We start from the raw sequence: 18,369 nt of genomic DNA, 5'->3' as shown, positions 1-18,369 counted from the left end.
CGTGTGATTCGCGGCGCAGGGCGGAAACGGTCGAAAAAGTGAGTCCTGCCAGTCGCTTGAAGCGGCTCGATAGCAGAAATGGCCCGAAACGCGCCCGAAGAATTAGGCGGGGCGAGTCATTTTCGCCACAGATCTCAGCCGTTTTCGCGCAGGATGGCGCCCGCCAGATACAGCGAGCCGCAGATTAGGATGCGCGCGTGCGCGTCATCGGCGACGATCTCGCGGATCGCCGTGCCCACGTCCGGGGCGGTGCGCGCGTCAAGCCCCGCGCCACGTGCGAATGCGGCCGTTTCCTCAGCGCTCAGGGTCGCGGCCTCGCCGGGGATCGACACCGCCCGCAGGTCTTTCGCGACATCTGCCAGAGGGCGCATGAACCCGGTGATATCCTTGGTGTTCAACATGCCGCAGATCAGGTGCAAAGGCCGGTCGGTCATGGAGGCGAGCGCCTTTGCCAACGCCTCGCCCGCCGCCGGGTTGTGCCCGCCGTCGAGCCACAGCTCGCCGCTTCCGGCGGCCTCGACCAGTGGCCCCTCGCGCAGACGCTGCATCCGCGCGGGCCAGGTCGCGTTGGTCATCGCCGCCTCGCAGGCCTCTTCGCCAAAGCCGAGCGCGCGCAGCCCGGCCAGCGCCGCGCCCGCGTTCATGATCTGATGCTTGCCCAACAGGGCAGGCCGGGGCAGGTCGAGCAGACCGCTTTCATCCTGATAGATCAGCCGACCACGTTCTTCCCAGACCTGCCAATGCTGGCCATGGACGAGCAGCGGGGCACCCAGCCGCTCCGCCGTGGCCTCGATCACCTCGAGCGCCGTATCTTCTTGCGGGCCGACCACGCAAGGCACGCCGCGCTTGATGATCCCGGCCTTTTCTCCCGCGATGGCGGCGAGCGTGTCGCCCAGAAATTGCGTGTGGTCGATCGAGACCGGCGTAATGACCGTCAGTTCCGGCGCGATCACGTTCGTCGCGTCCAGCCGTCCGCCAAGCCCGACCTCGAGCAGCGTGTAATCCGCCGGGGTTTCGGAAAAGGCGAGCAGCCCCGCGACCGTCGTGATCTCGAAATAGGTGATGCTCTCGCCGCCGTTCGCAGCGTAACAGCGGTCCAGCACCTCGGTCAGATGATCTTCCGAGATCAACTCACCTGCAAGGCGGATGCGTTCGTGAAACCGGGCGAGGTGGGGCGAGGTATAGGCATGGCAGGTCTTGCCCGCCCCCTCCAGCCCGGCCCGCAGCATGGCCAGCGTCGACCCCTTGCCGTTGGTCCCGGCGATATGGATGACGGGGGGCAGACGCCGCTCCGGGTGATCCAACGCCGCAAGCAGCCGCCAGACACGGTCCAGCGTCAGGTCGATCACCTTGGGGTGAAGCGACATCATCCGGTCGAGGATGACGTCCGAGCCTGCCTTGCTCACTTCTTCGGCGCCTCTTTCGGCGCAGATTTTTGCTGCGCGGGCTTAGCCGGTTCAGCCTTTGCCTCAGGCTTGGGGGCAGGTTTCGGCTCGGCCTTGGCGTCGGCCTTTTTCGGCTCCGGCGCAGGCAGATCGCCGCGCACCGCAGGCCCCTGACCCAGAAGCATCCGCAGGATGGTGATAAGCTCTTCGCGCAACTCCTTGCGATGCGTCACCCGGTCGAGCATCCCGTGGTCGAGCAGATATTCGGCCCGCTGGAACCCTTCCGGCAGCTTTTCGCGGATCGTCTGTTCGATCACGCGGGGGCCTGCGAAACAGATGAGCGCGTTCGGCTCGGAAATCTGCACGTCGCCCAGCATCGCGTAGGACGCGGTCACACCACCCGTGGTCGGATGGGTCAGAACGACGATATAGGGAAGCCCCGCCTCTTTCAGCATCTGCACGGCGACCGTCGTGCGCGGCATCTGCATGAGGCTCAGGATACCCTCCTGCATCCGCGCACCCCCGGCGGCGGAGAACAGGACGAGCGGGCGCTTCAGCTTCACCGCCCGTTCGGCGGCGGCGATGATCGCGTTGCCTACGTACATCCCCATGGAGCCGCCCATGAAGGAAAAGTCCTGACAGGCCGCGACGATGGGCGTGCGCCCGATCTCGCCCTCGGCGACCAGCATCGCTTCTTTCTCGCCGGTCGCCTTCTGCGCGGCCTTCATCCGGTCGGGGTATTTCTTCTGATCCTTGAACTTGAGCGGATCGTCGATCGGCGCGGGCACGCTCACCTCGGCGAAGGTGCCGCCGTCAAAGAGCTTGGCAAAGCGTTCGCGCGGCGTGATCGCCATGTGGTGATCGCAGTTGGAACAGACATTCAGATTGTCCGATAACTCCCGGTGAAACAGCATGGTCCCGCATTCGGGGCACTTGATCCACAGGTTCTCCGGCACCTCCCGCCGCGAAAACAGCGAGTTGATCCGGGGCCGGACGTAGTTGGAAATCCAGTTCATCGCGCCTTCCTTGCCACGTTCGCGCCCTACCTATGCCGGGAGGCCCGCCTTTGCAATCTTGTCCCGGCGGTTCATCCAGAACCACCAGATCGTGAACAGAACCAGCGTGAACGCGGTCTGGCTGAGGATGGAATAGGCGGTATAGCCCGACTCCAGCTCCATCCCCACGACGAACAGCGAGAAGCCGTCGAGATTGCCGTCGATGCCGATCATGATGAGCGCCGCGTTGTTCCCGAAATGCAGCCCCGCCGCGGCGCCGAGGTTGCCGGTGCGGATCGTGATGAGACACAGGAGAATGCCGGTCGTGGTCGTGTTGATGACATAGGCGAGCGCGTTCATCGTGCCATATGTCGACGCGTCGAAGTGCAACAGACCGAAGATGAACGACGGCAGCACGGCCCAGACGAACACGCTGGCGAACCGCGCACGCAGTTGTTGCAGCAGGTAGCCGCGAAACAGCGCTTCTTCCGCGAAGGTTTGCAGAAAGATCAGAACGATGGCCGGGACAAGCCAGACCAGCCAGTCGGACAGCGGCCTGATCTGGCGCACCGTCGGTTCGACACCATCGGGCAGGAACACCCGCTCGACGAACATCACGCCGTAAAGAAAGGTCGCAAGCGCAAGCGTCACCGCGGTCCCGATCGCGAAATGGCGCAGGTTTAGTCGCCGGGTCGGCCCGAACAGCGTCGGGTAGCTTCGCTTGTGCAAAAGCGGCAGGACGATCAGCAAGCCGATATGGAACCCGATGAAGGTCGCGAAGAAGATCGACGCGCTCGCCGGATTGCCACCGCCCAGCATGGTGGCCGGGTCGGACGAGATCAGCCGTGACCCGACCTCGAACAGCGCGAAGGTGGCCGCGAAGAACATCGCGATCAGCAGGACGAAGCCCAGCGCCGTGCGCCAGATCTGCACTTTCGGCAGGGCTGGGGACCAGAAATCCTGCATTCATCACTCCGCGTTCTCGTTTCACGAACATAGTGAACACATCACCGGTCACAAGGTCGGCTTGCATCGCACCGCCGCGCGACCTATCCCGTCGCCCCATGGTTCCGGGACTAAAAAGCATGACGATGCGCGCGAAATCAGGGCTGGTCGCGGCCTTATTTCTGCTGGCGGGTTGTGGCGGCCAGACCGCCGGACCGGGGGCCGGGACACCTGTCTTCGGGGGTCAGGTCGTGATCGCCGCGCCGCGCGGCTACTGCCTCGACCCCACGCAACGGCGCGAAGGCCCATCAGGTGCCTTCCTGCTTTACGGTACCTGTCCGGGGATCGAAGGGGCGGGGCCGAACCCGGTCGCCCCTGCGGTTCTGACGGCAGCGGTCGCGCCCGGTGCGGGGGATCTCGGCCCGAACCAGATGGCGGCGCTTGCCGACATTCTGCGGGGACCGGAGGGAAAAGCCACGCTCTCGCGCAGCGGATCGTCCGACCGCGTCTCGGTTGCGTCTTTCGAGCAGACGGACGACCTTTTGGTGATCCGCGCCCGCGACGGCGACACGATCGACCTGTCCGAAGATTACTGGCGCGCGGTCTTTCCACAGTCCGGTGCGCTGGTCACGCTCACCGTGTCCGGCACCGCCGCCACCCCGCTCGACCCGGCGGCCGGCAAGTCGCTCCTGCTCGCCTTCACCAAGGCGGTGCGCCGGGCCTCACCGAAATCCCGCCCCGCGCCGCCGTCAAAAACGGGTGTGTCCACCGGCGACAAGGGCCTCCGCAGCCTTCTCAACCGTTTGCTTTAGGTCAATAATTCTGGTGTAGATGACGCCATTGTTCACGAAAGGTAAACAATAACCGATGTCCAACCGCGCCTTCGGCCCCTTCGATGCGATGCTCCATCACCTCGTCATGCGACGCTGGCGCAAGATCGCAGCGGCGGCGGATGACATGGGCCTCGACCGCCTGCGCCGGGTCCGCCTGCGCGCGTTGGAGCTTCGGCAGGTCACCGACCGGCTGCTCTACGTCTCGAACGGCCGCCTCGCGCTGCCCCTCATCGGGTCGAACGCGTTTTCCAAACCGCTCCATTCCGACTGGTCGTGGCGGCCCGAGCTGTGGCGCGGCCCGATCTTCCCGCCCGGTCAGGCCGCGGTGGAAAGCAAGACCGGCTTCGGCGACGAGGTGAAGATCTTTCATGACTGCCGGATCTCGGAACTCACAGTCCGCCAGCTTCGCAACACGCATGAGGACGACCTCGCCCCCTATGGCCTGCGCATGGACGTGTTCCAATTCGACGGCTCGTTCCTGTCGCTGGTCGTCGATCTGCCGGAAAGCGCGATGCGGGGGCTGGGGCGCAAGCACCTGATCCGCATGAACGCGGTGGTGGAAACCGAAAAGCCACTGGAAATCTTCGCGCGCCTCAACATCCAGCACGGTCCCAACACCGAACAGATGGTGCGCGAACTGCCCCTGTCGGACCGGGAGCTTTCAGTCGACTTCGACCTCGCCTACACCAAGCTCAACGAAAAGCGGGTGGAGCGGGCCTGGGTCGACCTGATCTTCGAGGGGCCGGAAATGAATCAGGTGATGCTGCGGGACGTGAACTTCTCACGCCGCCCGCGGGCGGAGGTGTAAGATGGCCGAGATCGTGCTGACCAAGACGCGCATTCACGCGGGCGTATGGGAGGGGGTGCTGACCGGGGCCGACACGCCGCCCGACATCACCGTCACGCATAACGGACAAGGCATCGAGGGCGCGACCCTGCGCGAAGATCCCGAGGTCGAAGGCCAGTTCCGCGTCGCCGTCCCGATCCCCGCCGAGCTTTTGTCGGAAGGCGTGCAGACCTTCCTGATCGCGAACAAGGCGACCGACGAACGGCTCGCAAGCTTCACGGTCGTCACCGGTCAGCCGCTGGACGAAGATTTCCGCGCCGAGATGGAGCTTCTGCGCGCCGAACTCGACATGCTGAAACGCGCCTTCCGCCGCCACTGCGTCGAGACCTCCTGAAGGATTTCGCCCGGGCTTGCGCCCGGTCGACCCGCTGGGGGAGGCCAGCCTCCCCCAGACCCCCTCCGAGGTTTTTAGAAACAGAGAAGGGGAAAGCGCCGCCCGTCCTGCTTCTCTGTTTCAAGAAACCTTCGGGGGGAACGCGCGAAGCGCGTGGGGGGCAGACAGCCCCCCCTCCACGTCGGTCATCCACGCGCTGACCGTGGGCAAGCGCACCGCCGAGCGAAGCGAGGCCCGTTGCGACGCGGCGGAGCCGCGGCGCAACCCCTCATCAGCTCAGAAGCCGCGCACCTCGGTCAGCGTCTGGCCGGGGGTGAGCGCCTCGGGGTCGAGCTTCAGGTCGATGACCGCGAGCCCACCCGAGGCGAGGGCGGCCTCGAAGGCGGGCGCGAAATCCTCCTGCGCTGCCACCATCGCGCCGAAGCCGCCATAGGCGCGCGCCAGCGCGGCGAAGTCGGGTGCCGCAAGATCGGTGCCAGACACGCGCCCCGGATAGGCCCGTTCCTGATGCGCGCGGATCGTGCCGTAGCGGCCGTTGTTTGCCACCAGCACCACCACCTGCGCGCCATGTTGCACCGCTGTCGACATTTCGTTCAGCGTCATCTGGAAGTCGCCGTCCCCGGCCCAGCAGATCGACGGTCGCCCGGTCTCCAGCGCCGCCGCGATGGCCGCCGGAAATCCATAGCCCATGCTGCCCGAGGTCGCGCCGAGATAGCGGTTCCGGCGGGAGAACCGGAAATACCGATGCAGCCAGATGTTGAAATTGCCCGCCCCGTTCGTCAGCGCCGCGCCTTCGGGGATCATGTCCTGAAGCGTCAGCACCACCTGTTCCAGCTTGACCGCGCCCGGCGTCTCGACCGGTTGCACATACGCCTCGTAATCGGCCCGGAGCGATGCGGTCCAGTCGGCACGGTCGTTGCGCCGGGTGCCGTCCAGCCGGGCCAGAGCGGCCAGCATCGCGGGGGCCGCCGCCGGGACGCTCAGGTCCGGGCGATAGACCCGCCCGACCTCGTCCGGGTCCGGGTGCACATGGACGATACGCGGCCCCGGCGCACCCGGCGTGCGGGCATAGGCGTTCGATGTGATGTCGCCGAAACGCGACCCCAGCACCAACAGAAGATCGGCCTCGTCCAGCGCCCGCTTCAGCCCCGGCCGCATCCCGACCGACAAGTCCCCCACGTAATTCGCATGTCCGTTGTCCATGTAGTCCTGCCGCCTGAACGACAGCGCAACGGGGATGCCCTGCGCCTCTGCGAAGGCCTCCAGGTCCGCCGCTGCCCGGTCCGACCAGCCCGGCCCGCCCGCGATGACCAGCGGGCGCGCGGCCTCGTCCAGCAGCGCGGCGACAGCCCCCACGGTCTCCGGCGCGACAGCCACCGGAACCTCGGCCCGCGCGGCAATGTCGGCAACCTCGGCGGTGGCCGACAGCATGTCTTCCGGCAGGGCCAGCACCACCGGCCCCGGCCGACCGGACTGCGCGACATGGAACGCACGCGAAATGTATTCCGGCAGCCGCTCGGTCTGGTTCACCTCGGCCACCCATTTGGCGAGGCCTTGGAACATTTGGACGTAATCCACCTCCTGAAACGCATCGCGGTCGCGGTGATCCCGCGCCACCTGCCCGACGAACACGACCATCGGCGTCGAATCGTGTTTCGCCACGTGGATGCCGGACGACGCGTTCGTCGCTCCCGGCCCGCGCGTGACGAACAGCACGCCGGGCGCACCGGTGAGCTTGCCATGCGCCTCGGCCATGATCGCGGCCCCGCCCTCCTGCCGGCAGACGACGTTCTCGATCCCCGACTGATACAGCCCGTCCAGCGCGGCGAGGAAGCTTTCGCCCGGCACGGAAAACACCCGCCGCACGCCTTGTATCTTGAGCTGATCGACGAGAATCTGGCCGCCGTGACGCATGGGCACCTCTTTTTGAACCTTCCCCCGCGCCGCCTCGTTTCCTACCAAGACAGAAACGACAGGAGAGCATATGTCTGACCCGATCCTGCTTGGCATTCCCGGCGCGCTGCGTAAAGCCTCGACCAACCGGCTGCTGCTGAAGGAGGCCGCGCGCGCCTTCGGTCCCTGCGACTACGTCGACGCCGACATCGACTTTCCCGTGTTCAATCAGGACATTCAGGATGGGCCGGGCATTCCGGACGCGGTGCTCAAACTGCACGAACAGATCGGCGCGGCGGATGCCGTGGTGATCTCGTCGCCCGAGTACAACAAGAACATCCCCGGCGTTCTGAAGAACGCGCTCGACTGGGTGAGCCGGGTCAAGGGCAACCCGTGGGCGGACAAGCCGGTCAGCCTGATCGCCGCGTCGGACGGGCGTGCGGGCGGCGAGCGGATGATGCACAACCTGATCCTGTGCATGATGCCGTTCCGGTCGAACCTCGTCTATGGCCCCGAGGTGTTCATCGGAAATTCGAGCGAGGCGTTCGGCGCGGATGGTCAGCTGAAAGACGAGGTGTCGGTCAAGTTCCTGACGCAGCTGATGGAAAAGCTGCGGGCCGAGGTGGAAAAGTGATCTCGGACGTCGTCGATCCGGCCCGCGCCGATGCGCTGGCGGTGACGCTTGGGTTGCCGGACCGGTTCGCGCCGGGGGATGCGCTGCCGCCCTTCTTTCACCAGATATATTTCTGGGAACCGCAGCCGGCAGAGGCGCTGGGCCGGGACGGGCATCCGAAAACCGGCGTCGGGTTGATCCCGGACATGGGCCTGCCGCGCCGGATGTGGGCCGGTGGGCGGCTTGAATTCGCCGCGCCCTTTCGCGCGGGCGTTCCGGCGGAAAAGGTGTCGTCCATCGAAACAACCACCCGCAAAGACGGTCGCACGGGTCCGCTGGCGTTCGTCACTCTGCGCCACGACATTTCGCAAGACGGCACGCTCTGCATCCGCGAGTTTCAGGATCTCGTCTATCGCGAAGACCCATCGCCCGACGCGCCCGCGCCCACGACTCGCGCCGCACCCGCCGATGCGCAGGGCGAAGAGGTTTCGGTCACGACGACGACGCTGTTTCGCTACTCGGCGCTCACCTTCAACGGCCACCGGATTCACTACGATCTGGATTATGCGCGCGAGGTCGAGATGTATCCGGGCCTCGTCACCCACGGGCCGCTCATCGCCCAGCACCTGATGCTCAAGGCGGTGCGGGAGCTTGGATCGCTCGTAGGGTTCTCGTTCCGCGCCGCCTCGCCGCTCGGGCATTACGAAGCCCTGACGCTTTGCAGGTCCGGTCAGGAGCTTTGGGCGCGCGCACCCGATGGCCGGGTCGTGATGGAGGCCGTGGCGGACGCCGGGTAATTTTCGAACCCCGGCGTGCCCGCCGCATCGGGATGCTTGGCGACGTAGTCGGCCTTGAGCCGTTCCGATCCGCCGCCGCTGCCGTCATGGCGCCAGCCGGGGGGCATCACGGCATAGCGCAGCCGGTCCCACAGGGTCAGCCCCGGTTGCCGCCAGTCGCGAAAGATCGCGACCCATTCGTGGAACGCGACCCGGAAGGGATTGAACGTCCCGATGTTGTGGACGAGGCCATAGTCCGGCCTGTCGTCCGCCTGCTCGGGCACGAAGGTGCCGAACAGCTTGTCCCAGACGATGAAGACGCCCGCATAGTTGGCATCCAGATAGCGCGGGTTGCGGCCATGATGCACCCGGTGGTGCGAGGGCGTGTTCATCACCGCCTCGAACCAGCGCGGCATCTTGTCGATCGCCTCGGTGTGAATCCAGAACTGGTAGATCAGGTTCAGCCCGCCGACGAACAGGATCATCGCCGGGTGAAAGCCAAGCAGCACCAACGGCGCGGACAGGAGCATCATGAAGGTGAACGTTCCGGTCCACGTCTGCCTGAGCGCCGTGGTCAGGTTGTATTGCTGGCTGGAATGGTGGTTCACGTGGCTGGCCCAGACCCAGCGGATGCGGTGCCCGAAGCGATGCACCCAGTAATACCGCAGATCGTCCAGCACGAAGCACAGCGCGACGACCCAGACGCTCGTGCCCAGATCGAGCGGCGTGATCTCCCACAGCCACATCAGGAACCCGTAGGTGATGAAGCCCAGAAGGATTCCTACGACCACGTTGCCCACGCCCATGGCGAGCGATGTCATGGCATCGCGCGCCTCGTACCGCCCGCCGCGCTTCTTCACGAAAATCCACGTAACTTCGAAGATCACGGCGGCGACGAAAAAGGGCACCGCAAGCGACACCACGTCGGGATAGGTTAGGGACGACAGGTCCATCAGGCGGCCTCCTCGATCATCGGTTTCCACCTCGCCTTCTCATCTTCCGTCAGGGTGAGCGTCACGCGGGGTGCCGCGAAGTCGGGCAGGCGCAGGGTCAGGCCGGTGTCGGCCTCGCTCACCCGTGCGCGGGCGACGTTGTGGGTCGCCACATCCTGCCCCATGACCCAGAGGACATAGGTGGACCCGCCGGCATGGATCAGCGCGGATTGTCCTGATTTGGCAAGGTGGATGTCCTCGGGCACGAGGCCGGGGTTGTCGGTCGCGAATTCCTCCGCCGCGATGTCATGTGTCAGCACCAGCGGCCGGTCGAAGCCATAGACCCGCATGATCAGCCAGATCGCGGCCAGCCCGACGACGACGATGGTGCCCAGAAGCCAAAGCGGCATGGTGAAATCCTCCGCCTTCAAAGGAAGCGGGAGAGCGCCGCCCTGTCAATCTTGGCGCTACGGAAACCGGGTTACGATCCCGCGCCTTGTTCGATCATCGCCGCGATGATGGCCATGGCGCTGTCCGACGACCAGTCCGCATCGCCCATCATGCGCGCGACCTCGTTGCCCTCGCGGTCGAGCAGGACGGTCACCGGCAGGCCCATCACGCCCATCTCGCGGGCCAGCCCCTGTTTCGGGTCCATGAGGATGGGCAGATGTTCGACGCCGATCTCTTCGAAGAATTTGACGATCGCCATTTCCTTGTTGCGGCCCGTGGCCACGGTCACGACCTGAAAATCGTCGCCGCCATATTCCGCCTGAAGCGCATCCAGCATCGGCATCTCATGGCGGCAGGGCGCGCACCATGTCGCCCAGAAGTTCAGAAGCACGACCTTGCCGCGATAGTCGGCCAGCGACACCTCGTTGCCCTCGGTATCGGTAAACGTCGCCGTGCCCGCAGGTTTCGCTTCGGAAAACATGAGCTTCTTCATGTCCCCGTCCTTCAGCGCCTCCAGCGCGGCGGTGTCGGCGAAGGCGGCGTTTGCACCCAGCATGAGGGCCGCGTATAGCAGCGTTCGAATGTTCATCCGGTTCTCCGAGGCCTTTCGCCATGACAGACAACAACAAAAAAACCGCTAACGCCATGTGGGGCGGTCGCTTTGCCGCAGGCCCCGACGCGATCATGGAAGCGATCAATGCGTCGATCGGCTACGACAAGCGGCTGGCCCCCCAGGACATCACCGGCTCTCGCGCCCATGCCGCGATGCTCGCGGCGACAGGCATCATTACGGATAACGATGCCGAGGCGATCCGGGAAGGGCTGCTCACGGTACTGTCAGAAATCGAGAACGGCGAGTTCCAGTTTTCGGCGGCGCTCGAAGACATCCACATGAACGTGGAAGCGCGGCTGAAAGAGCTCATCGGCGAGCCTGCCGGACGGCTCCACACCGCGCGCTCGCGCAACGATCAGGTGGCAACCGATTTCCGCCTCTGGGTCCGCGATCAGGTGGATGCGGCGATTGAGGGCCTCGACGCGCTGATCCGCGCGTTTCTGGATCAGGCCGAGGCGGGGGCCGACTGGGTCATGCCCGGCTTCACCCATCTGCAAACCGCGCAGCCGGTCACATGGGGCCACCACATGATGGCCTATGTCGAGATGTTCGCGCGCGACAAATCCCGGTTCGAGGATGCGCGCCGCCGGATGAACGAGTCGCCCTTGGGCGCTGCCGCGCTCGCCGGCACGGGCTTTCCGACCGACCGCCACATGACCGCCGAGGCGCTGGGCTTCGACCGGCCCATGGCCAACTCGCTCGACGCCGTGTCCGACCGCGACCACGCGCTCGAATTCCTGTCGAACGCTACGATCTGCGCCGTCCACCTCAGCCGCTTCTCGGAAGAGCTGGTGATCTGGTCCTCGGCTCAGTTCCGCTTCGTGACGCTGTCCGACCGCTTCTCGACCGGCTCGTCGATCATGCCGCAGAAAAAGAACCCGGACGCCGCCGAACTGATCCGCGCCAAGATCGGGCGGATCATGGGGGCGATGGTGGCGCTTTTCACGGTGATGAAGGGCCTGCCGCTCGCCTATTCCAAGGACATGCAGGAAGACAAGGAACAGGTGTTCGACGCCGCCGACAACCTGATGCTGTCGCTTGCCGCGATGACGGGCATGGTCAGCGACCTGACCGCCAATCGCGCGGCGCTGGCCGCCGCTGCATCCTCGGGCTTCTCGACCGCGACCGACCTTGCCGACTGGCTGGTGCGCGAACTGGGCCTGCCGTTCCGCGATGCCCACCACGTCACCGGGTCGCTCGTCGCAATGGCCGAGGGCAAGGGTTGCGACCTGCCGGACCTTTCGCTCGCCGACATGCAGACGGTTCACGCGGACATCAACGAAGGCGTGTTCGACGTGCTGACGGTCGAAGCCTCCGTCGCCTCGCGTCAGTCCTACGGTGGCACCGCCCCCGTGCGCGTGCGGGAACAGATCGCCCGTTGGCGGGCGGCTCTCGGCTGATCCGATGGTGCGGGTCTTTACCCCGTGCGCGAAAGCCGCCATTGAACCGCGCATGTTGATACGTGCTCTCCTGACCGCGACGGTCACGCTCTTCGCCTCTGCGGCCCTTGCCGATTGCGAAACCATCACGCTGGACGGCGACACCACGATCGAAGGCGAAGCGCCTGCGGATGGTGCGCTGTGCTACACCTTTGAAACGCTTCCCTCGAACAACCTGTCGATCGAAGTCGTGCGCGGCCAGAACACCGCCGTTTCGGTTCCCGGTTATTACGATGCCCGCTCGGACCGGATGTTCATGGCGGGGCTGCCCAAGACACTTGAAGTGCGGGTGTTTCAGGTGATGCGCGCTGCCGCGCCCGAACCCTTCTCGGTTCTCATCCGACTGGAGCCGCCGGGCAACGGCTGACGCCGAACCGCTTGGGCGATTCGCTTTGCGTGCAGTCCGCACGCAACACCAGCCCGATACCTTTCCGGATTGGCGCAATTTTCCTGCGTGATCGTGGCGCGCAAAGGTCCGATCGGTCGCATTGCGTTGCCTCGGCGAAAGGATCGAACGGCTGGGCAGATTGCTGCCGGAACCACGCGAAAGTGTCTTTTTCTCAATGGCTTGAGGCGTAGGCTGGCCGCAGGGGCTGCACGACCCCGACCCGGATTGCAGGAGAGGAGGCCCGCATGACCGTGTTCCAGCATCTCGATTTCGACGCCCATGAAACGGTGGTGTTCGCCCATGACGAACCGTCCGGGCTGAACGCCATCATCGCCATTCATTCCAGTGCGCTCGGCCCTGCGGCGGGCGGGTGCCGCGTCTGGACCTATCCGACCGAAGGTGCGGCGCTTGCCGACGCGCTGCGCCTGTCGCGCGGCATGACGTTCAAGAACGCCGCCGCCGGGTTGGACCTTGGCGGGGGCAAGGCCGTCATCATGCTGGCCGAAGGGCAGAAGAAGACGCCGGAACTGATGCGGGCCTTCGGGCGTGCGGTCGAGCGGCTGAACGGGGCCTATACCACCGCCGAGGATGTGGGTGTCACGCCCGCCGACATGGCCGAGGTGCGCAGCCAGACGCGCCACGTCGCAGGTCTCGCCACCGGGGCACATGCCAGCGGCGACCCTTCGCCTGTCACGGCGACGGGTGTGTTCCAGTCGATCCGAACCGGCGTGCGCGAGGTGACGGGGTGCGAGGATCTTGCCGGGCTTCATGTCGCGGTGCAGGGCCTAGGTCACGTGGGCACCGCGCTTTGCGACCGGCTTGCCGCCGCCGGGGCGCAACTCACCGTCGCGGATATCGCGGCGGCCCGCTGTGAAGAAGCGCGGACGCGCTACGGCGCCACCGTCGTGGCCCCGGATCGTATCCATGCCACCGACTGCGATGTCTTTGCCCCCTGTGCGCTGGGCGGTGTGCTGTCCGAAGACACGATCCCCGAACTGCGCGCGCGCCTTGTCGCCGGGGCGGCCAACAACCAGCTGGCGCGCGACGACCTCGATACCGCGCTGGCGGCGCGCGGCATCACCTATCTGCCGGATTTCGTGGTGAACGCGGGCGGCATCATGAACGTCGCCGCCGAGATCGCGGGCGTCGATGACCCGAACTGGGTCAAGGGCAAGCTGGACGGGCTGCAAGAGCGCGTGACCGAGATTCTGCGCCGTGCCAAGGCCTCCGGTAAAACGCCTCAGGCCGTCGCGGTCGAGATGGTGCGGGAGCGGCTTGCCGCGGCAGGCGAAAGATCAGTTGCATCCGAACCCGCCCCCGCTACGTAATCGGGGCATGTCAAAGCTGCGCCTTCTTTACCTGATCCTCGCCATTGTCGGTGCCATCTGGCCGATGTGGCACTTCCTGACCTACCTCACGTCCGAGGGGGCCAGTCTTGGCGGCCTGTTCGCGCAATGGACCCAAGGTCCGGCGGTGACGGGCATGGCCATCGACCTGATGATCGCCGGGCTGACGCTGACGGTGTGGATCATCGCCGAAACGGCGGTGCGCCGGAACTGGTCGGCATTGCTCGCGATTCCCGCTGCGCTGTTCATCGGCGTGTCCTGCGGCTTTCCGCTCTACCTGTTCCTGCGCACCCGGCCCGTCTGAAGGCTGGCGGGGCGCTCTGGTGGTCGGTCGGTTGAGGCTGCGTTAACTTTTTGCGGTGCGGCGTGGTGTGTAAGCTATTGAAAGCAGGTTACATTCACGTATTGAAGTTTCTAGAATCCTAGGATTCTGGTATCCTTGACCCCCGACAACGCACCCTGACCCGTCATGCGTCCCGTCTGCGGAAAACACCGCAATCGCCCGCGCGCCTCGGCGCGTGAGCGTCGCGTTCGTCAGGAAACGACCACTCGCAAGCGCGCCCTACAAAGACGCGGCCAACCGCGTGCCCTGATCTATGGCACGCTTGGCGTCGAGTTCGGCGGCCACGTCCGCCCCGCCGATGACATGCGCTGTGATACCCCGTTCCGCCAGCGCATCCGCCAGACTGCGCTCGCTGACCTGTCCGGCACAAAGCACGATGGTATCCGCCGCGATCACGCGTGGGTCTTCGCGGGTCTCGCCAGACGAGACGTGCAGCCCGTCCGCGTCGATGCGCTCATAATTCACGCCGCCCATCATCTCGACTCCCTTCATCTTGAGCGAGGCGCGGTGAATCCACCCGGTCGTCTTGCCCAGCCCCTTGCCCAACGCCTTGGCCTTGCGCTGCATCAGCGTGATCTGGCGCGGCGAGGGCACCGGCTGCGGGCCTTCGGGGTCAAGCCCGCCCTCGGCCACGGCGGGATCGGTCACGCCCCATTCTTCACGCCACAGGTCCAGATCCAGCGCGGGGCTGGTGCCCTGATGCGACAGGAACTCGGCCACGTCGAACCCGATGCCGCCGGCGCCGATGATCGCGACACGCTCGCCCACCTTGGCCTTGTGCAAAAGCACGTCGATGTAGGACAGCACGTTTTCGCCGTCCTGCCCGGCGATGCCCGGGTCGCGCGGGGTCACGCCCGTCGCCACGATCACCTCGTCGAAACCGGCGAGGTCGTCGGCGGTGGCCTCGGCCCCCAGCCGCGTCTCGATCTGCCACTTGGCGACCATCGTCTTGAACCAGTCGATCAGCCCTATGAACTCTTCCTTGCCGGGGATCGCGGCGGCCATGTGAAGCTGCCCGCCGATCCGGTCCGCCTTGTCGAAAAGCGTGACCCTGTGACCGCGCTCGGCGGCGGTCAACGCAGCCGACAAGCCCGCAGGCCCGGCCCCGACGACGGCGATGGACTTGAGCGTGGCCGCAGGCTCCACCACCAGTTCCGTCTCATGGCAGGCGCGTGGGTTCACGAGGCAGGAGGTCATCTTGCCCGAGAACGTATGGTCCAGACAGGCCTGATTGCAGGCGATGCAAGGCGCGATCTCGTCCGCGCGATCCTCGGCGGCCTTCACCACGAAATCGGCATCCGCAAGGAACGGCCGCGCCATCGACACCATGTCTGCGGCCCCTTCGGACAACAGCTCCTCAGCCACCTCCGGCGTGTTGATCCGGTTCGAGGTGATGACCGGGATCGACACCTTTCCCATCAGCTTCTGCGTGACCCAGGCCCAGCCTGCGCGCGGCACGCTGGTCGCAATCGTCGGCACGCGGGCTTCGTGCCAGCCGATGCCGGTGTTGATGATCGTCGCGCCCGCCTTTTCGATCTCCTGCGCCAGTTGAACCACTTCGTCGAAGGTGGAGCCGTTCGGGACGAGGTCGATCATGGACAGGCGGTAGATGATGATGAAGTCGTCGCCCACCGCTTCGCGGACCCGGCGCACGATCTCGATCGGCAGGCGGATGCGATTCTCATACGACCCGCCCCAGCGATCTTCGCGCTTGTTGGTGTGGGTGACGATGAACTGGTTGATGAAATAGCCTTCGGACCCCATGATCTCGACCCCGTCATAGCCCGCCTCGCGGGCGCGGGTGGCGGAGGTGACGAAATCCGCGATCTGTTTCTCGATCCCCTCTTCGTCCAGCTCCTTGGGCGGGAAGGGGGAGATCGGGGATTTTGCCGGGCTGGCGGAAACGCATTTGGGGCCGTAGGCGTAGCGCCCGGCGTGGAGGATCTGCATCGCGATCTTGCCGCCCGCGTCATGCACCCGGTCGGTGACGACCTTGTGGTTCGCGATATCCTCGGGCGTATAAAGCCCCGCCGCCCCCGGAAACACCCCGCCCTCTTCGTTGGGCGCGATGCCGCCCGTGACCATCAGCGCGGCCCCGCCGCGCGCGCGGGCGGCGTAGTATTCCGCGACCCGGTTCCAGTCGCCGCGCTCTTCGAGCCCGGTGTGCATGGAGCCCATGAGCACGCGGTTCTTCAGCGTCGTGAAGCCGAGGTCGAGCGGGGCGAGCAGGTGCGGATATTGGGTCATGAAGGCCTCCCTTTGATTGAGTGAGGATAGGGACGGCGCGTGCCCTGTCACTCCCCAACGCTGCGTCAGGAGGGATTGCGCCGGGGCTGCGCCCCGTCGCGGTGGCGCCTATGCCGGGCGGCGGCGCGGGCGGCGGGGGAGGAGGGGGGCTGTCTGCCCCCTACGCGCGTGCCGCGCGTTCCCCCCGAAGGTTTTTTGAAACAGAGAAGCCCAAGGGGCGTTGCGTGCGCTGCGTTCACCGGAACGCCGCATTTACTTGGTTTTAAAGGAAAAACTTCCCCGCGGGGAAGATCCCGGCCTAGTATTCGATGCCCGCCTGCGCTTTCACCCCGGAGCGGAACGGATGCTTGACCAGCTCCATTTCCGTGGCGAGGTCGGCAAGCTCGATCAATTCGTCCTTGGCGTTGCGGCCCGTCAGGATCACATGGGTCATCTCGGGCTTTTCGTTGGTCAGGAATTCGACGACCTCGAAGATGTCGATGTAGTCGTAGCGCAGCGCGATGTTGATCTCGTCCAGAAGGACCATGCGGATATTCGGGTCGCGGATCAGCTCTTTCGATTTCTCCCACGCCGCCTGCGCCATTTCGATGTCGCGGCTCTTGTCCTGCGTTTCCCACGTGAAGCCTTCGCCCATGGTGTGAAACTGGCACAGGTCCGAGAAGTTTTGCTCGATCAGATCGCGTTCGCCCGTGCCCATGCCCCCCTTGATGAACTGCACCACGGCGCAGGGCATCCCGTGGGCGATGGCGCGGAAGATCATGCCGAAGGCCGAGGACGACTTGCCCTTGCCCTTGCCGGTGTGGACGATGACCAGCCCTTTTTCTTCGGTCTTGGTCGCCATGATCTTGTCGCGCGCGGCTTTCTTCTTGGCCATTTTCTGTGCGTGGCGGTCGGTATCTTCGCTCATGCGGTCCTCCCTCAGATGAACAGTCGGATGATGACGGGGGCGATCAGCGCCGTGAGGATGGCGTTCAGCCCCATGGCGACGCCCGAAAAAGCGCCGGAAGTCTGGCTTTCCTGAAACGCGCGGGCGGTGCCGATGCCGTGGCTTGCCGTGCCGAGCGCGAAGCCACGCGCGCGGTCGTCGCGGATGCGCAGGAGGTTCAGGATGGGCGAGGCGATGACGGCCCCGGTGATCCCGGTCAGGATCACGAGCACGGCCGTGAGCGTGGGCGAGCCGCCGATCGCCTCGGCCACGCCCAGCGCCACGGGGGCGGTCGCGGATTTCGGGGCGAGCGAGATCAGGACATCGCCGGACACGCCCAGACCGCGGGCGATGGCGAGCGCCGACAGGATGGCGACCAGCGACCCGGTGACCAGCGCGGCCAGCATCGGGAGCGCCGAGGCGCGGATGAGTGCGCGGTTGTCGTAAAGCGGGATCGCCAGCGCGACCGTTGCCGGGCCGAGCATGAAATGGACGAACTGCGCGCCCTCGAAATATGTCTCGTATGCCGTGCCGGTCAGGACCAGCACGCCCGCCAGCAGGGCGACCGCGATCAGCACCGGGTTCACCCAAGGCTTCGTGCCCGACTGTTTTTGCAGCCAGGCCCCGAAGAGATAGGCGATCAGCGTCGCGGTCAGCCACAGGAGCGGGCCTTGCGCCAGATAGGACCAGATGTCCGCGAAATCGGTCATCGGCGCGTCACCCGGTCGACGAGGACGAAGACGGTGGCGCCTGCGGCGATGGCCAGCGCGGTCGAGGCGACGATGGCGACAAGAACCGCGACGCTTTGGTCCCCGAGGCTCGAGATGTGGCGGACGATGCCGACACCAGCCGGGACGAAGAGCAGCGACAGATGCGCAAGCAGCCCGCGCGCCGTGTCCGCGAGCATCGCGTGAAGCGGCGGCCAGAGAAGGAACGTCAGGAACAGGGCGGCGAACCCCAGCACGGGTCCGGGCAGGCTGAGCCCCAAGGCGCGCGCGGTGACTTCACCGGCGAGTTGGTATCCCAGCAGGATGGCAATGGCTCGGATCATCGGGTCCCCGTTCG

20 protein-coding genes are annotated in these 18,369 nt (G+C 65.7%); 9 read left to right on the top strand and 11 right to left on the bottom strand.

Features of this window, described 5'->3' with window-relative positions:
• Positions 1-134 precede the first annotated feature (134 nt).
• The 3 genes from FCT00_RS20985 to FCT00_RS20975 are packed head-to-tail and all read right to left on the bottom strand — an operon-like array spanning position 135 to position 3,346.
• Positions 135-1,370 (bottom strand): bifunctional folylpolyglutamate synthase/dihydrofolate synthase, encoded by a 1,236-nt coding sequence (locus FCT00_RS20985; RefSeq protein ID WP_138424558.1) that lies wholly within the window; start codon positions 1,368-1,370, stop codon positions 135-137.
• A 32-nt stretch (positions 1,371-1,402) separates the two neighbouring features.
• A complete protein-coding gene (gene accD, locus FCT00_RS20980; RefSeq protein ID WP_138424546.1) occupies positions 1,403-2,401 on the bottom strand; it encodes an acetyl-CoA carboxylase, carboxyltransferase subunit beta in 999 nt (332 codons plus the stop codon).
• Positions 2,402-2,431: 30 nt separating this feature from the next.
• On the bottom strand, positions 2,432-3,346 hold the full coding sequence (locus tag FCT00_RS20975) for a CPBP family intramembrane glutamic endopeptidase (RefSeq protein WP_008331715.1): 915 nt from the start codon (positions 3,344-3,346) through the stop codon (positions 2,432-2,434).
• A 119-nt stretch (positions 3,347-3,465) separates the two neighbouring features.
• On the opposite strand from FCT00_RS20975, the gene FCT00_RS20970 reads away from it, so the two are divergent.
• The 3 genes from FCT00_RS20970 to FCT00_RS20960 are packed head-to-tail and all read left to right on the top strand — an operon-like array spanning position 3,466 to position 5,339.
• Positions 3,466-4,137, top strand: coding sequence for a hypothetical protein (locus tag FCT00_RS20970; protein ID WP_138424545.1), 672 nt, complete (start codon positions 3,466-3,468; stop codon positions 4,135-4,137).
• A 55-nt stretch (positions 4,138-4,192) separates the two neighbouring features.
• Positions 4,193-4,966 (top strand): DUF6478 family protein, encoded by a 774-nt coding sequence (locus FCT00_RS20965; RefSeq protein ID WP_138424544.1) that lies wholly within the window; start codon positions 4,193-4,195, stop codon positions 4,964-4,966.
• Position 4,967: 1 nt separating this feature from the next.
• Positions 4,968-5,339 carry a hypothetical protein gene (locus tag FCT00_RS20960; protein ID WP_008331704.1) on the top strand — a complete coding sequence of 124 codons (372 nt, stop codon included), beginning with the start codon at positions 4,968-4,970 and terminating at the stop codon, positions 5,337-5,339.
• Positions 5,340-5,615: 276 nt separating this feature from the next.
• Here the strand turns inward: FCT00_RS20960 and FCT00_RS20955 are convergent, their stop codons facing one another.
• Complete coding sequence (locus FCT00_RS20955) at positions 5,616-7,253, bottom strand: thiamine pyrophosphate-dependent enzyme (protein WP_138424543.1); 1,638 nt, start codon at positions 7,251-7,253, stop codon at positions 5,616-5,618.
• Between the two features lie 70 nt (positions 7,254-7,323).
• Here FCT00_RS20955 and FCT00_RS20950 point away from each other — a divergent pair, with 70 nt between their 5' ends.
• A complete protein-coding gene (locus tag FCT00_RS20950; RefSeq protein WP_138424542.1) occupies positions 7,324-7,866 on the top strand; it encodes an NADPH-dependent FMN reductase in 543 nt (180 codons plus the stop codon).
• Positions 7,863-8,642 (top strand): acyl dehydratase, encoded by a 780-nt coding sequence (locus FCT00_RS20945; protein WP_138424541.1) that lies wholly within the window; start codon positions 7,863-7,865, stop codon positions 8,640-8,642. The genes FCT00_RS20950 and FCT00_RS20945 overlap by 4 nt, the downstream gene beginning before the upstream one ends.
• Here the strand turns inward: FCT00_RS20945 and FCT00_RS20940 are convergent.
• The 3 genes from FCT00_RS20940 to FCT00_RS20930 all read right to left on the bottom strand — a co-directional run bounded on the left by FCT00_RS20940 (position 8,576) and on the right by FCT00_RS20930 (position 10,592).
• A complete protein-coding gene (locus FCT00_RS20940) occupies positions 8,576-9,574 on the bottom strand; it encodes a sterol desaturase family protein (protein ID WP_138424540.1) in 999 nt (332 codons plus the stop codon). The genes FCT00_RS20945 and FCT00_RS20940 overlap by 67 nt on opposite strands.
• Positions 9,574-9,963 carry a hypothetical protein gene (locus tag FCT00_RS20935; protein ID WP_138424539.1) on the bottom strand — a complete coding sequence of 130 codons (390 nt, stop codon included), beginning with the start codon at positions 9,961-9,963 and terminating at the stop codon, positions 9,574-9,576. The genes FCT00_RS20940 and FCT00_RS20935 overlap by 1 nt, the downstream gene beginning before the upstream one ends.
• A gap of 71 nt (positions 9,964-10,034) precedes the next feature.
• Complete coding sequence (locus tag FCT00_RS20930; protein ID WP_138424538.1) at positions 10,035-10,592, bottom strand: TlpA family protein disulfide reductase; 558 nt, start codon at positions 10,590-10,592, stop codon at positions 10,035-10,037.
• Between the two features lie 23 nt (positions 10,593-10,615).
• Here FCT00_RS20930 and argH point away from each other — a divergent pair, with 23 nt between their 5' ends.
• The 4 genes from argH (at position 10,616) to FCT00_RS20910 (ending at position 14,093) form a co-directional block, all read left to right on the top strand.
• Entirely contained in the window at positions 10,616-12,016 is a 1,401-nt protein-coding gene (gene argH, locus FCT00_RS20925; RefSeq protein ID WP_138424537.1) for an argininosuccinate lyase, read from the top strand.
• Between the two features lie 52 nt (positions 12,017-12,068).
• Positions 12,069-12,422: a hypothetical protein gene (locus FCT00_RS20920; RefSeq protein WP_008331690.1), complete on the top strand. Its 354-nt coding sequence runs from the start codon at positions 12,069-12,071 to the stop codon at positions 12,420-12,422.
• Positions 12,423-12,688: 266 nt separating this feature from the next.
• Entirely contained in the window at positions 12,689-13,771 is a 1,083-nt protein-coding gene (locus FCT00_RS20915) for a Leu/Phe/Val dehydrogenase (protein WP_138424536.1), read from the top strand.
• A gap of 7 nt (positions 13,772-13,778) precedes the next feature.
• A complete protein-coding gene (locus tag FCT00_RS20910; protein WP_008331682.1) occupies positions 13,779-14,093 on the top strand; it encodes a DUF2834 domain-containing protein in 315 nt (104 codons plus the stop codon).
• A gap of 258 nt (positions 14,094-14,351) precedes the next feature.
• On the opposite strand, the gene FCT00_RS20905 is transcribed toward FCT00_RS20910, so the two are convergent.
• The 4 genes from FCT00_RS20905 to FCT00_RS20890 all read right to left on the bottom strand — a co-directional run bounded on the left by FCT00_RS20905 (position 14,352) and on the right by FCT00_RS20890 (position 18,355).
• A complete protein-coding gene (locus tag FCT00_RS20905; protein WP_138424535.1) occupies positions 14,352-16,379 on the bottom strand; it encodes an NADPH-dependent 2,4-dienoyl-CoA reductase in 2,028 nt (675 codons plus the stop codon).
• A gap of 298 nt (positions 16,380-16,677) precedes the next feature.
• Positions 16,678-17,286 (bottom strand): cob(I)yrinic acid a,c-diamide adenosyltransferase, encoded by a 609-nt coding sequence (gene cobO / locus FCT00_RS20900; protein ID WP_008331677.1) that lies wholly within the window; start codon positions 17,284-17,286, stop codon positions 16,678-16,680.
• A gap of 11 nt (positions 17,287-17,297) precedes the next feature.
• On the bottom strand, positions 17,298-18,014 hold the full coding sequence (locus FCT00_RS20895; protein ID WP_138424534.1) for an LrgB family protein: 717 nt from the start codon (positions 18,012-18,014) through the stop codon (positions 17,298-17,300).
• Positions 18,011-18,355 carry a CidA/LrgA family protein gene (locus FCT00_RS20890; protein WP_138424533.1) on the bottom strand — a complete coding sequence of 115 codons (345 nt, stop codon included), beginning with the start codon at positions 18,353-18,355 and terminating at the stop codon, positions 18,011-18,013. Before FCT00_RS20890 ends, FCT00_RS20895 begins: the two co-directional genes overlap by 4 nt.
• Between the last annotated feature and the right edge of the window lie 14 nt (positions 18,356-18,369).

Source organism: Maritimibacter alexandrii, from assembly GCF_005871115.1.
In the GTDB taxonomy this organism is placed as follows: Bacteria; Pseudomonadota; Alphaproteobacteria; order Rhodobacterales; family Rhodobacteraceae; genus Maritimibacter; species Maritimibacter alkaliphilus.
Note: the sequence above shows the minus strand (reverse complement) of the source record. Positions and strands in the feature narration are given on the sequence as shown.

Bases quoted from the DNA above. Each gene is read 5' to 3' on its own strand.
- FCT00_RS20960 (WP_008331704.1), top strand. From the start codon at position 4,968: ATGGCCGAGATCGTGCTGACCAAGACGCGCATTCACGCGGGCGTATGG.
- FCT00_RS20890 (WP_138424533.1), bottom strand. From the start codon at position 18,355: ATGATCCGAGCCATTGCCATCCTGCTGGGATACCAACTCGCCGGTGAA.
- FCT00_RS20975 (WP_008331715.1), bottom strand. From the start codon at position 3,346: ATGCAGGATTTCTGGTCCCCAGCCCTGCCGAAAGTGCAGATCTGGCGC.
- FCT00_RS20930 (WP_138424538.1), bottom strand. From the start codon at position 10,592: ATGAACATTCGAACGCTGCTATACGCGGCCCTCATGCTGGGTGCAAAC.
- FCT00_RS20950 (WP_138424542.1), top strand. From the start codon at position 7,324: ATGTCTGACCCGATCCTGCTTGGCATTCCCGGCGCGCTGCGTAAAGCC.
- FCT00_RS20905 (WP_138424535.1), bottom strand. From the start codon at position 16,379: ATGACCCAATATCCGCACCTGCTCGCCCCGCTCGACCTCGGCTTCACG.
- FCT00_RS20965 (WP_138424544.1), top strand. From the start codon at position 4,193: ATGTCCAACCGCGCCTTCGGCCCCTTCGATGCGATGCTCCATCACCTC.
- FCT00_RS20985 (WP_138424558.1), bottom strand. From the start codon at position 1,370: ATGATGTCGCTTCACCCCAAGGTGATCGACCTGACGCTGGACCGTGTC.
- FCT00_RS20970 (WP_138424545.1), top strand. From the start codon at position 3,466: ATGACGATGCGCGCGAAATCAGGGCTGGTCGCGGCCTTATTTCTGCTG.
- FCT00_RS20920 (WP_008331690.1), top strand. From the start codon at position 12,069: ATGTTGATACGTGCTCTCCTGACCGCGACGGTCACGCTCTTCGCCTCT.
- FCT00_RS20940 (WP_138424540.1), bottom strand. From the start codon at position 9,574: ATGGACCTGTCGTCCCTAACCTATCCCGACGTGGTGTCGCTTGCGGTG.
- FCT00_RS20895 (WP_138424534.1), bottom strand. From the start codon at position 18,014: ATGACCGATTTCGCGGACATCTGGTCCTATCTGGCGCAAGGCCCGCTC.
- FCT00_RS20935 (WP_138424539.1), bottom strand. From the start codon at position 9,963: ATGCCGCTTTGGCTTCTGGGCACCATCGTCGTCGTCGGGCTGGCCGCG.
- accD (WP_138424546.1), bottom strand. From the start codon at position 2,401: ATGAACTGGATTTCCAACTACGTCCGGCCCCGGATCAACTCGCTGTTT.
- FCT00_RS20915 (WP_138424536.1), top strand. From the start codon at position 12,689: ATGACCGTGTTCCAGCATCTCGATTTCGACGCCCATGAAACGGTGGTG.
- FCT00_RS20955 (WP_138424543.1), bottom strand. From the start codon at position 7,253: ATGCGTCACGGCGGCCAGATTCTCGTCGATCAGCTCAAGATACAAGGC.
- cobO (WP_008331677.1), bottom strand. From the start codon at position 17,286: ATGAGCGAAGATACCGACCGCCACGCACAGAAAATGGCCAAGAAGAAA.
- argH (WP_138424537.1), top strand. From the start codon at position 10,616: ATGACAGACAACAACAAAAAAACCGCTAACGCCATGTGGGGCGGTCGC.
- FCT00_RS20910 (WP_008331682.1), top strand. From the start codon at position 13,779: ATGTCAAAGCTGCGCCTTCTTTACCTGATCCTCGCCATTGTCGGTGCC.